9 protein-coding genes are annotated in these 12431 nt (G+C 67.2%); 4 read left to right on the forward strand and 5 right to left on the reverse strand.

Features of this window, described 5'->3' with window-relative positions:
* Positions 1-604 precede the first annotated feature (604 nt).
* The 4 genes from RHOSA_RS0118020 to RHOSA_RS23480 all read left to right on the forward strand — a co-directional run bounded on the left by RHOSA_RS0118020 (position 605) and on the right by RHOSA_RS23480 (position 6267).
* On the forward strand, positions 605-2398 hold the full coding sequence (locus RHOSA_RS0118020) for a NirA family protein (RefSeq protein ID WP_027289768.1): 1794 nt from the start codon (positions 605-607) through the stop codon (positions 2396-2398).
* Positions 2395-4182, forward strand: a complete 1788-nt coding sequence (locus RHOSA_RS0118025; RefSeq protein ID WP_027289769.1) for a diflavin oxidoreductase — start codon at positions 2395-2397, stop codon at positions 4180-4182. The genes RHOSA_RS0118020 and RHOSA_RS0118025 overlap by 4 nt, the downstream gene beginning before the upstream one ends.
* A 103-nt stretch (positions 4183-4285) precedes the next feature.
* Positions 4286-5134, forward strand: a complete 849-nt coding sequence (locus RHOSA_RS0118030) for a formate/nitrite transporter family protein (RefSeq protein ID WP_207140345.1) — start codon at positions 4286-4288, stop codon at positions 5132-5134.
* Between the two features lie 182 nt (positions 5135-5316).
* Positions 5317-6267: an NAD-dependent epimerase/dehydratase family protein gene (locus RHOSA_RS23480; protein WP_037256612.1), complete on the forward strand. Its 951-nt coding sequence runs from the start codon at positions 5317-5319 to the stop codon at positions 6265-6267.
* Here the strand turns inward: RHOSA_RS23480 and RHOSA_RS0118040 are convergent.
* The 5 genes from RHOSA_RS0118040 to RHOSA_RS0118060 all read right to left on the reverse strand — a co-directional run bounded on the left by RHOSA_RS0118040 (position 6264) and on the right by RHOSA_RS0118060 (position 12279).
* Complete coding sequence (locus RHOSA_RS0118040) at positions 6264-8015, reverse strand: carbamoyltransferase family protein (RefSeq protein WP_027289771.1); 1752 nt, start codon at positions 8013-8015, stop codon at positions 6264-6266. The genes RHOSA_RS23480 and RHOSA_RS0118040 overlap by 4 nt on opposite strands.
* 109 nt (positions 8016-8124) lie before the next feature.
* Positions 8125-8589, reverse strand: coding sequence for an SRPBCC family protein (locus RHOSA_RS0118045; protein WP_027289772.1), 465 nt, complete (start codon positions 8587-8589; stop codon positions 8125-8127).
* A gap of 238 nt (positions 8590-8827) precedes the next feature.
* On the reverse strand, positions 8828-10399 hold the full coding sequence (locus RHOSA_RS0118050) for a BCCT family transporter (RefSeq protein ID WP_081728825.1): 1572 nt from the start codon (positions 10397-10399) through the stop codon (positions 8828-8830).
* 223 nt (positions 10400-10622) lie between these two features.
* Positions 10623-11540 carry a LysR family transcriptional regulator gene (locus RHOSA_RS23485; protein ID WP_051432309.1) on the reverse strand — a complete coding sequence of 306 codons (918 nt, stop codon included), beginning with the start codon at positions 11538-11540 and terminating at the stop codon, positions 10623-10625.
* Positions 11541-11682: 142 nt separating this feature from the next.
* A complete protein-coding gene (locus RHOSA_RS0118060) occupies positions 11683-12279 on the reverse strand; it encodes a D-sedoheptulose-7-phosphate isomerase (protein WP_027289774.1) in 597 nt (198 codons plus the stop codon).
* Positions 12280-12431: the final 152 nt, after the last annotated feature.

Below are 12431 nucleotides of genomic sequence, written 5' to 3' on the forward strand. Positions count from 1 at the left end.
ACAACTGTCGGGAAACACGACAGCGCCTGGACACACCCTGGGCATGCGACTTGCTTGGCGGAGAAGTGCGGCCGGTATGCCAAACACCGCAAATTCCATGCCGGGGTCCACACCCCCGGGCGTCGTGACGCTTGGGCATGACAGGCTGACACTGCTGGACGGCTGGAATCGCGGTGATCTGGCGGATGCCGCGATCTCCTGATCCGCATACCCATCGACACGTCGAACCGACCATGTCGGATTGCGCTCTGCACAATGTTTAACCATATCAGCGCATAGCAGTTTTGCGCAGCGCACAATGCGAGTGCAGATCTCCCGAGTTCTTTAAGTTAAACAATACGCCGCAGACCGGCTCGACAGTCTATATGTAGTAGATCTAGCGGTTTGGTGCGGTTTGGCATGGTTTCTGCACCGCAGCGATCAGGTATTCCTGGCATGTCGAGCCGGAGGAACATGGCGCTACCGCCTCGCCATCCACGCACGCGGTATCCAGCGGCAGCGATGTCCGCGGCTTCCTCACCACGGCTGCGGACGTTCTTCCGCCCCTGGTTCGGGGCAAAGGCAAACGACGTGTCGGGTCCGTCATGCGAGAGGAGGGCCTGCCATGGCCGGATCGTCTGACGACAACGCCACAGACGCCCCCTTCACCGCCGAGCAGAAGGAATACATCGCCGGGTTCGCAGCCGGAACTGCGGCCCGCGGCCTGTTCGCCGGCCACACGCCCGCAGGACAGGTCACCAACGACCCCGCGGCCGCCGGGGCCAACCTTGCCGAGGTCGGTGGCGAGGAAACCTATTACGGGGTCCCGGTCGACGAACTGGCCAAGGAGGAGCAGCTCAAGCGCGCGGAAAATCCGCTGGACATCTGGGACAAGCTGCTCGCGCACGCCAACGCCGATCAGCCGCCAGAGGGCGGCGACGTCTTCCGGTTCAAGTTCCACGGTCTGTTCTACGTCGCGCCGGCACAGGACTCCTTCATGGTGCGCCTGCGCACCCCGGGCGCGGTGCTGACGGCCCCGCAAGTCCGCGGCATCGCCGGGCTCGCGCGCGACTGGGGCGGCGGCTACGCCGACGTCACCACGCGCAGCAACCTGCAGGTCCGCGAACTGCCGCCCAGCAGCATCGTCGAGGTGCTGATGACCCTGGACGAGATCGGACTGGGCGCACGCGGGGCCGGGGCGGATAACATCCGCAACATCACCGCCCCGCCGACCAGCGGCTTCGATCCCCAGGAGATCGTCGACGTCCGCCCGCTGTGCCGGGCGCTACAGCACTACCTCTACAACAACCGCGACATGTATGGCCTGCCGCGGAAGTTCAACATCGCATTCGATTCCGGGGGCGCGGTCAGCGTCCTGTCCGACACCAACGACATCGGCTTCGTCGCGACCCGGGTCGAGGACGGCCAGGGGGTCGAGCCCGGCGTCTACTTCCGGGTGCTGCTGTGCGGGATCACCGGTCACGAGCGCATCGCGTTCGAGTCCGGCCTGCTGGTCCGGCCGGACGAGTGCGTGCCGCTCGCCGCCGCGATCGTGCGCGCGTTCAACGAGACCGGCGACCGCACCAACCGCAAGAAGGCGCGGCTCTGCTACGTGCTCGACCGCCTAGGCCTGGACGCCTTCCTGGAGCGGGTGCAGGCGCATCTCGGCTTCGAACTGCGTTTCCTGGACGCAGAAAAGTGTACGCCGCGCCCGCCGGAGGTGCGCCACGCACATCTGGGCGTGCACCCGCAAAGCACCCCCGGACTCAACTACATCGGCATCGACGTACCGGTCGGCCGAATGACGGCCGAGCAGATGGACGCCCTGGCCGCCCTGTCGGAGGAGCTGGGCGGCGGCGAACTGCGGCTCACCGTCTGGCAGAACGTGCTGCTGCCGCACGTCCCCGACGACAAGGTGGATGAGGCGCTGGCGCGGATCTCGGAACTCGGCTTCAGCCACGAGCCGCACGCGATCATGGGGGGCCTCGTCGCCTGCACCGGCAACACCGGCTGCCGCTACGCTTCGACCAATACCAAGGGGCAGGCGATCGCGCTCGGCCAGCATCTGCGCGACACGGTCGGCCTGGACGAGCCGCTGAACATCCACCTGACCGGCTGCCCGAACTCCTGCGCCCAGCACTACATCGGCGACATCGGCCTCTTGGGCGCGCTGGTGACCCGCGCGGGCGAACTGGTGGAGGCCTATCACGTCTATGTCGGCGGCGGTGCGGGCCAGGACGCCGGCATCGCCCGCGAGTTTGCCAAGGGCGTGCCGTTCGACGAACTGCCGCCAATCCTCGAACGCCTGTTGGCGAGCTACCGCGACCGCGCGGAGCCGGACGACAGCTTCGTCGCCTTCGCGCGGCGGCACGACGTCGGCGCGCTACGCCAAATGGCCGGACTGGAGGAGAGCCCATGACCGCCGATCAGCTTCCCTTGTCCCGGGCGCTTCCGTCGGATGCGCCGTTCACCCCGTCGCAGCGGGCGTGGCTGGAAGGCTTTCTGGCTGGCTTCATGAGTCCGCAGGCGGGCGCGACCGCACCACAGGAACAGTCCGCAAAGGCCGGGCTGCAGGTGCTGTTCGCCTCCCAAACCGGAACGGCGGAAAGCGTGGCCAAAAAGCTCGCCAAAGCCGCCAAGGCCGACGGGCGCCCCGCCCAGGCGGTCGATATCGAGGACATGGACCTCGACACTCTCGCACAGGCCGAACGGATCGCCGTGATCGCCAGCACGACCGGAGAAGGCGAAGCGCCGGATTCCGCCAAGGGCCTGATCAAGGCGCTGGAACAGGCCGACAGCGGCGCGCTCAGCGGCATGTCCTACGCCGTGCTGGCGCTCGGCGACAGCAACTACGAGCAGTTCTGCGCCTTCGGCCGCTACCTGGACGAAACCTTCCAGGCGCTCGGTGCCACGCCGCTCGTCGAACGGGTCGATGTCGACGGCAACCCGGATGCCCCGATGGCCGAGTTCCGCAGCGGTCTGCTCGAAGCCCTGCAGGAGCACGACGGCATGGCGGACACCGCCGCAGGCGCGCTGCCGACCACCGCGACGGCGACCCTGGACGATGGGGACGACGAGGACCGCTGGACACGGGCGCATCCCTTCCAGGCGACCCTGATCGCGAACACGCGGCTGAACCCGGAGTCCGACAAGGAGACCCGACACATCGAGCTGGCGCTCGGCCGCAACGGGCCGACCTACGAACCAGGCGACGCGTTGGGCGTGGTTGCACCGAACGATCCCGAACTGGTGCAGGCCGTGCTTGCCGAAGCCGGCCTCGACGGCAGCGAAGAGGTCTCCGCAGCCAAGGGCACGACCGCGCGCCTGGACGAGGTCCTGACCCACCGCGCCGTGATCACGGAGCTCGCCCCCGCCACCGTGCGCAAGTTCCAGGAACGCGCCGACAGCCAGGATCTGGCCCGGCTGCTGGCCGACGACGCCGGCGACGAACTGACCGCGTGGCTGTACGGGAGGGACCTGTTGGACCTGCTGCGCGCTCATCCCGGAGTGATTGAGCGCGGCGAGGACTTGGCAAGCCTGCTGCCGACCCTGCAGCCCCGGCTCTATTCAATCGCGTCCTCCCCGCGCGCACACCCGGAGGAAGTGCACCTGACCGTCGGCATCGTCCGCTACGACGCGTGTGGCCGCAGCAAGGCCGGCGTCACGACCGGTCACCTGGCCGACCGGCTACAGCCGGGCGACACGGTGGGCGTCTATCGCAGCCCGAACAAGCGCTTCAGCCTGCCCGAGGATCCGGACACGCCAGTCATCATGATCGGCCCCGGCACCGGGATCGCCCCTTTCCGCGCGTTTCTGGAGGAACGGCAGGCCACCCGCGCCGGCGGGGCGAACTGGCTGTTCTTCGGCGAACGGCGGGAAGCCTGCGATTACCTGTATCGCCGGGAGCTGGAGGCGTTTCACCGCGCGGGCCTCCTTACCCGGCTCGACACCGCCTTTTCCCGAGACGGCGCGGAAAAGCTCTACGTCCAGCATCAGCTCGCGCGCAACGGGCAGGAAATCTGGCGCTGGCTGCAGGCGGGCGCCCACCTGTTCGTCTGCGGCGACGCCAAGCATATGGCGCGCGACGTCGAGGCCGCGCTGGTCGATCTGATCGCGGCCCATGGCGCGATGGGCGCGGACGCCGCGCGCGAGCACCTCGACGAACTGATCGCGCACAAACGCTACAAGAAGGACGTCTACTAAGAACGTTCCGACCCCTGGGGAAACCGTGAAGGAGCGCCGCCGCCACGCATGCCCCGTCCCGCGGGCACGCGGGAGACGTCCACGTCGAACCTAGGAGGTCAGAATGGTGGACTACGTAACGCCGACCAGCTTCGTGAAGGAAATGGTCGACGCCGGTGAGCAGAAGTTGAAGATGGCCTGGCGCGACAGCTTTATCCGCGCCTACATGGCCGGCGCCATCCTCGCGCTGGCCGCCGCGTTCGCGGTGTCGATCGCGGTCCAGACGGGCTCCTTTATTCTCGGTGCCGTCCTGTTCCCGGTCGGCTTCTGTATGATCTACCTGATGGGCTACGATCTCTTGACCGGCGTCTTCGTGCTGACGCCGCTGGCCTATATCGACAAGCGTCCGGGCGTCACCATCGACGCGATTCTGCGTCACTGGGGGGTGGTCTTCCTGGGTAACCTCGCCGGCGCGTTGACGGTGGCGGTCATGATGGCGGTCTCGTTCACCTACGGCTTCCAGGCCGAAGCCAACGCGGTGGGCCAGAAACTCGCCAGCATCGGCGTTTCTCGGACGATCGGCTACAGCGAGTACGGCCTGGCCGGCTGGATCACCATCTTCGTGCGCGGCATGATGTGCAACTGGATGGTCTCCACCGGCGTCGTCGGGGCGATGCTGTCGCGCTCCGTCCCGGGCAAGGTGCTCGCGATGTGGATGCCCATCCTGGTGTTCTTCTACATGGGCTTCGAGCACTCGGTGGTGAACATGTTCCTGTTCCCCTCCGGCCTGATCATGGGCGGCGCGTTCTCCGTGATGGACTACGTCTGGTGGAACGAGATCCCGACCATCCTGGGCAACCTGGTGGGCGGCCTCGCCTTCACCGGACTGATGCTCTACATGACCCACCTCCGGATGGGCGACGCCACCATCCAGGCGAAAAAGGATAGCGCGGCCGCAGCACCCGCCGAATAGCATCCAAGGCCGGAGGCCTGGAACGTACCTCCAAGCCTCCGGCCCTTTGCCGCGACACCGGATCATGGGCGCAACCAGCCCAAGGGATAACGCGCATCAGGCTGCACTTCAATACAGTACTCGCGCAATCAGTGTAACCACGCTAAACTCATGCTCGACGGGGTTGGACGGGGGTTGCGCGCGTGCGCTGGCTGGTGACGGGCGGTTGCGGTTTCATCGGCGCGAACCTGGTCGCAGACCTCCTGGCGACCGGCGGACAACAGATCCGCGTATTAGACGATGGCAGCGCCGGCGCGAGCAGCCTGCCGGACCTCGGCGTCGAGTTGCGATCCCTGGAGTTCCACCGCGCGGACGTCCGTGCCCCGGATGCTGTCCGCCAGGCCGCGCACGGGGTCGACGCGATCGTGCATCTGGCGGGCGCGACGGGGGTCATGGGCTCGCTCGCCGATCCGCGCGGCGATGCGACAGCCAACGTACTTGGCACGCTCAACGTGCTGGAAGCGGCCCGGAACACCGACGCGCGGGTCGTTCTCGCGTCCACCACCGGTCCCCTGGTCGGCGACACCCCACGGATCGACGAACGCATCCTGCCGGTCCCCCGCGTGCCCTACGGCGCCAGCAAGCTGGCCGCCGAGGCCTACTGCCAGGCCTATGCAAGCGCCTTTGGCGTCGCGACCTGCGTGCTTCGGTTGACCAACGTCTACGGCCCGGGAAGCGGTCACAAGGCCGACGCGGTCGGCCGTTTCCTGACCGACGGGCTGGCGGGTCGCGCGCTCACGATCACCGGGGACGGGCATCAGACGCGCGACTTCCTCTATGTCGGCGACGTCGTGCAGGCCCTACGCCTGGCCGCCACGCACCCGGGAGCGGTCGGCCAGCTGTTCCAGATCGCCACCGCCCGCGCGACCTCGATCACGGCACTGGCCACAGCGGTGCAATCCCTGCTGCGCACCCATGACCATCGGATCCCGGCTCTGACCTACGCGCCCGCCCGTCCGGCGGAAGTGCGCGCAACCGTGGCCGATCCGGCGAAGGCACGAGATACACTCGGCTGGACGGCCGACACCGACCTCTCGGACGGCCTGGAGCGCTACTACAGCCACCTGACCCATCAGGTCACCTGCCCGTCCTAGGGCTCACGGACGATCATTGCGCCACCCAAACACAAGCGGTGCAGCCCCGTCTCCAGGAACAGCCGCAGCGCGTCACCGGCGGTGCAGACGATCGGCGCTTGCCGGTTAAGCGAGGTGTTAAGCAGCAGCGGCACGCCGGTGCGTTCTTCGAAGCGACGGATCAGGTCATGGAACTGCGGCGTCTGGCTGGCCGAAACGGTCTGCGGCCGGCTGGTGCCATCGACGTGCACGATCGCGGGGACCAGGGCCCGTCGGTCGGCCCGCACCGGCACCGCTTGGCTCATCCACGGCAGGTCGAGATCGGCCTCGAACCAATCGGCCATCCGCTCCCGCAGGACCGCGGCGGCGAACGGGCGGAATGCCTCCCGCCGCTTGATCCGCTGGTTCAGGCGTTCGCGCACGTCCCACCGCCGCGGATCGGCGAGCAGCGACCGGCTGCCCAGGGCGCGCGGTCCCCACTCCATGCGCCCTTGCGCCCAACCGACCAGTTCACCGTCCGCCAACGCTTGCGCCACCGCTTCCATCATCGCGTCTGCGGACGGCCAGGTAACCCGGCAGCCGGCTGCACGCAGCGCGGCCGCCTGTGCGGCGAGCGCGGCGGCGGCCTGCGCGTCCGTCACCTCCGGCCCCAGATAGGCGCCGTGGCCGACCGGTCGCGGTGCCGTGCCGGTCAGGCGGCGGTGGGCGACCAGCGCGGCCCCGACCGCCCCACCTGCATCGCCCGGCGCCGGCGGTACGAAGACCCGCTGGAACCGCGTGTAGGCCGAGATTCTGGCATTCGCCACGACGTTGTGGGCGCAGCCGCCGGCCAGGGCCAGGTCGCGCACCCCCTCCACAGTCCGCGCCGCGTGGCGCAGCACGTGCCAGAGCGTGCGCTCATAGACCACCTGCAAACTGGCCGCCAGATCGGCATGGGCCTCGTCGATCGCGTCGTCCGGCCCGCGCGGCGACCCCAGCAAGGTGGTGACCCGTGGGGCGAACAGCGTGCCAACCTTGGGCGCGCCGCCTTGCCAACGGTAGGTGAAGCCGGGACGCGTATGGCGGAAATAGCGCAGGTCGAGCGCGAAACGCCCGCCGGACCGCAGGCGGATTAACTGCGCGACCGCGTCCATCCGGGTTGGCCGGCCGTAAGCGGCCAGACCCATCACCTTGTACTCGTCCCCAAAGGCCCCGAAGCCCAGGTGCTGCGTCACCGCCTGGTAGAGCACGCCGAGGGAATGGGGAAATGTCACCCGACCGGTCGGGATCAGGGCATCGCCCTCCCCACGCGCCGTCAACGTACTCAGAAAATCGCCGAAGCCATCGACCGACACCACCGCCGCCGCTTCGAAGGGGGAGCTGTAATACGCACTGGCCAGATGCGCTTCATGGTGGGGCACCGCGATCCGCCGCACGCTTTGGGGCGCGCGTCCCAGCCCCTCTGCGATCTCTTCGGGCGCATTGGCGAATGCCCGCCGATTGGCACGTCGGCCGGGCAGCCTGGCCAGTGCTTCCGGGTGGGCAAGCAGGAACAGCAGCTTCGCAAGCCATTCCGCGCCCGAACGGCGGTTAACCGCGATCGCGTCGAGATCGCCCGCCTCGGCCCCCACGCTTGCCAGGCACGCCTGCGCCGCCTGGACCGGCAGGCCGGCCCAATGCTTGATGCGCCGCAGCCGCTCATCCTCCACCGCCGCGACGAGTTGGCCGTCCTGCAGCAAGGCCGCCGAGGCATCGGCGTGATAGGCGTTCAATCCCAGGATGAGCGGCATCCAAACCCCGACCGACCACGCTTAGCGATGCAAAGCGGCTACGGGTAATCGTATCGCGTGTATTCGGGGCGGCAAACGGCCAGTATCCGAACTGTGGCCTTGTGTTACGTCATGCCACGCGCTGGTCGAGCGCTTTGGCGAAGCGTTTGAAGAACTTGTCCGACAGCTTGCCGGCCGCACGGCGCAACAGACGGTCACCCAGACGCGCGAGTACGCTGTCCGGCTCTCCGGCCGCCGCGTAGGTCAGCACCGTGGTTTCACGGCCGTCCGGACGCAGCGTGATATCGGAGTGCCCCGCGGCGAGCCCGAGGGCCCCCTCCCCGCGCGCGCTCAGCCGATAGCTGTCGGGATAGCCATCCTCTAGTCCCTGCACGTCCTCGATCCGCACATGGACGTGGAAGTGCGCGCGGATCGGGCCCCAGGTGCCCTCCAGATCCATCCGGTAATCGTGCGCGCTTTCGACATGCACGGCCTTGCAGCCCGGCACGCTCGCCTTCAGCACCTCGGGATCGCGCATCGCCGTCCAAACGACGTGCGGCGGCGCGTTGAGACGGATATCACCGGTCGCTTCCATGGCCTTGAACGCACGCTCCCAAACGTCACGGACCGCTTTCCGCCAAACAGATAGACCCGGACGTGCGCCACACCAGGGCCGACAGCGGTATACGGACGGCTGCAAGCAAGAGCAAGCCTAACCAGGACATCCGCCGTCGAATGAAAAGAGCCGCCGCTCCAAACCGCCGACCCCAAGCGGTCGGCAATCCGGGAGCGGCGGCTCGCGCCTCTCAAGCGTCCAGGCAAGACGCGGTCAGCTAGCGCACCAGGCCCTGTTCCTGGGCCATCTGATAGGCCGCGCGCGGACCCAGCCACAGCGACGGCAGGATCACCAGCGACACCGGGATCGCGGTGATCACGATGAACTGCTGCAGCGCCGACACCTGGCCGGAGCCCATGAACAGCAGGATCGCCGCCATCACGGCCATCATCACGCCCCAGAAGGCGCGCACCAGGCGCGATGGCTGGTCATGGCCGGTGGCGACCATGGAGATGGTGTAGCTCATGGAATCACCGGTAGTGGCGACGAAGATCGTGGTCAGCACCAGGATGGCCACCGCCATCAATGTGCCCAGCGGTAATGCCTGGGCCACCGTCAGCGTGGCGACGTCGAACTGGAAGTTGGTCAGTGCCTCCTTCAGGTCGATCGCACCGGCAAGCTGATAGTGAATGCCCGAGCCGCCCAGCAGCGTGAACCAGATCGTCGACGCGATCGGCGCCAGGATGGCCACCGCCACGATCATCTCCCGGATCGTCCGGCCGCGGGAGATGCGTGCGACGAACAGCGCCATCAACGGCCCATAGCCCAGGAACCAGGCGAAGAAGAACACCGTCCACCACTTCATCCACCAATCCGGCGCGGTCTGCGCGGTCATGGTCGCCATCTGGAAGAAGTTGCTGACGTAGGCGCCGAAGCCCTGCAGGTAGGCGTTCATCAGGAACAGCGTCGGGCCGAAGATGAAGATCACCGCCCCGATCGCGAGCGCCAGGTAGACGTTCATTCGGCTCAAGAACTGGATGCCGCGGTGGATACCGGTCATCGCGCTGGTGACGTAGATCGCGCCCAGCACGACCAGCACCGCCAACTGGGTCCCGTAGGTGTCGGGGACATCGAACAGCACGTTCAGGCCGTAGGCCACCTGGGTCGCCAAGAAGCCGATCGGGCCGACCGTGCCAGCCACCACCGCGATCACGCAGACCGCGTCGACCAGGCCACCGAACGCCCCGCGCATCACCCGCTCGCCGAAGATCGGGAACAGCAGCGTGCGCGGCTGCAGCGGCTTGCCGTGGGTGTAGTGGGCGTGCACCAGCACCAGCGAGGTCAGCGAGCCCAGAATCGCCCAGGCGAGGAATCCCCAGTGCATGAAGGACTGCGCGAGCGCCCCGTGCACCGCCGCTGCCGTTCCGGTCTCCGCACTGAAGGCGGGCGGCGACTGGGCGATGAAGTGGTAGACCGGCCCGCCCGCAGCGAAGAACACGCCGCCGCCAGCGAGCAGCGTGCACATGATAATGGACACCCACTTGAAGGTGCTCATCTCCGGCTGGTCCAGGTTGCCCATCTTGGCGCTCGCCGCCGGCGTAGCCGCCACGGCGATCGCGATGAAGAAGGTGAGCAGCAGGATCAGCTGGAAGAAGGAGCCCAAATATTTCGCCGTCCAGGCGAAGCCGTCGCTGACCAGCGCGGACAGCAGATTCACGTCGTAGATCGATAGTGCCACGAAAGCGATCACAAACCCGGCGCTGATCCCCAGAACCCAAGGATCGCCCAAGCCGGCGTTCATGCCGATCCGTTCTTCACGCGGCGCCCTGTCCGCAGTGCGCTCTGCCATTGATGCATTCCTGATTGCTATTTGTTGGCTTTTCGGGAGATGCGCCTGGATACGCCCAACCAAACCTGCAACGCCGTTTCCGGCGCAGGTCCGTCCAGACATCCCGATTGACTGATTAGGTCAGTAAAATGACTCAGGCGGCTCATAAGCAAATCAAAAAAATAAAAGGATCTATCGTGCCCGCTTATAAACTACCCTGGGGGCGATAGCGTCTCATAACCGGTTACACGTTTGGATACGCAACCGGTCCGTCGGCCAGACGACTGACGATCAGGTCCCGCAAGCTTTGCGCCGCTGGCGACAGTGAACGGCCCCGCCGGGTGATCAGGCACAACGCGCGCGACACGGAAGGCCCTTGCAGCGGACGCGCGATCAGGCGTCCCTCCGGATCTTCCGGCAACGCCAACTCAGGCAGCACGGTGATTCCCAGCCCGGCGATCAGCATGCCCTCGAGCGTGGCGATGTTCGACACCTCGACCGGCGGCTGGCGCACGTTAGCCGGCAGGTCGGGCACGCTTTCGATCAGCGGGCGGATGCCGGTATCGGGCGCCAGTCCCAGAAACTCCTGCCCCGCAAGATCGTCCCAGCTTAGCGTCCCCGTTGCCTGCGCCAGCGGATGGTCGCGTCGACACACCACGTGGAAGGGGTCGCGCATCACCGTCTCGAAGTTCAGATCATCGTCCGGCGTCCAGCGCGAAGCGATGCCGAAATCGACTTCCTTGCGCCGGACGCGCGCCTGCACGCCGCTCGCGTTGGCGTCCACAAGCTGGACGGAGACGCCTGGATAGTCCTGACGGAAGGCGGCAACCATCTGCGGCATCAGTTTGACCGAGACCGACGGCAGCGTCGCCACCCCTACCCGGCCGCGCCGGCGCGCGGCGACGTCACGCACCTCCGCAATCGCGCTGTTCACGTCCTCCAGCAGACGTCGCGCGGTCGGCAGAAATTCGGCGCCGTTGTCGGTGAGCAGTACCCGTCGGGTCGTCCGGTCGAACAAGCGAACGCCCAGCTCCTCCTCGAACTGGGTGATCTGGATGGTGAGCGCCGGCTGCGATAGAGCGAGACGCCGGGCGGCGCGGGTGAAGCTGCCTTCCTCCGCGACCGCAACGAAGGCGTGCAGGTGTTTGAACGTCACATTCACCGTGCTGCAGCGCCTCCCCGCGCGAACCAGCAATCAACGCCAACCATCAACTCATTCAGGGAACGCCGCGATCCAGCCATCTGGCAGCGGGTCTATGCGCTGGGAACCCGCTCCCTGGTGCGCGAGGAGATATAGGCGCCGCCTACCGCGACGCCCGACCCAACTCGGCCTCGATAAGCTGGCACAGGGCGTGGCCGATCCCGATGTGCAGTTCCTGGACCCGCGCGGTTTCGTCCGCGGGTGCCTGGATCACGTGGTCGCACAGAGCCGGCAGCGCGCCCTCGCGCCGGCCGGTCAGGCCGATCGTGCCGGCGCCGAGCGCGCGGGCGCTCTCCAATGCCTTGATCACGTTGGGGCTGCTGCCGCTGGTGGTGATGCCGATCAAGACGTCGTCGGGGCCGGCGAATGCACGCAACTCGCGGGCGAACACCTCGTCGAACGCATAGTCGTTGGTCACCGCCGTTGCCGTCGAGATGTTCTGGCCTAGCGCCACGGCACGCATCGGCTGGCGTTCGGCCTGGAAGCGGCCGACCAGTTCGGCGGCGATGTGCTGGGCGTCGGCCGCCGATCCGCCGTTGCCGCACAGCATCAAGGTGCCGCCCCGGCGCAAACGCTCGATCACGAAGCCCGCCACCTCGGCAACCGTCTCCGACATCTCCGCCAGACGGGCGTAGTTGGATGCCGTCGTTTCGAACGCGGCGCGGACGGTGGCGGCGGGATCGCGGGCAGGCTCGCGCATGGTGGGACTCGTGCTGATCGACAGTCGGAGGACAGAAGGGGCGAGGCGGTCTGGAAACCGCCACCGTCACTCGTAAGTCTTCCAGCGCCCGGTTTCCAGGGCCGTCTGCACCAACCAACCGACCGCAGCCAGTCGCACGCTGATTTAGCACG

This window comes from Rhodovibrio salinarum DSM 9154 (assembly GCF_000515255.1).
GTDB classification, from domain to species: domain Bacteria; phylum Pseudomonadota; class Alphaproteobacteria; order Kiloniellales; family Rhodovibrionaceae; genus Rhodovibrio; species Rhodovibrio salinarum.

What these genes read in the sequence shown, in the direction of transcription:
- RHOSA_RS0118060 (WP_027289774.1), bottom strand. Translation starts at nt 12,279, where the DNA reads ATGCGCGAGCCTGCCCGCGATCCCGCCGCCACCGTCCGCGCCGCGTTC.
- RHOSA_RS0118025 (WP_027289769.1), top strand. Translation starts at nt 2,395, where the DNA reads ATGACCGCCGATCAGCTTCCCTTGTCCCGGGCGCTTCCGTCGGATGCG.
- RHOSA_RS0118045 (WP_027289772.1), bottom strand. Translation starts at nt 8,589, where the DNA reads ATGGAAGCGACCGGTGATATCCGTCTCAACGCGCCGCCGCACGTCGTT.
- RHOSA_RS0118020 (WP_027289768.1), top strand. Translation starts at nt 605, where the DNA reads ATGGCCGGATCGTCTGACGACAACGCCACAGACGCCCCCTTCACCGCC.
- RHOSA_RS0118040 (WP_027289771.1), bottom strand. Translation starts at nt 8,015, where the DNA reads ATGCCGCTCATCCTGGGATTGAACGCCTATCACGCCGATGCCTCGGCG.
- RHOSA_RS0118050 (WP_081728825.1), bottom strand. Translation starts at nt 10,399, where the DNA reads ATGGCAGAGCGCACTGCGGACAGGGCGCCGCGTGAAGAACGGATCGGC.
- RHOSA_RS0118030 (WP_207140345.1), top strand. Translation starts at nt 4,286, where the DNA reads ATGGTGGACTACGTAACGCCGACCAGCTTCGTGAAGGAAATGGTCGAC.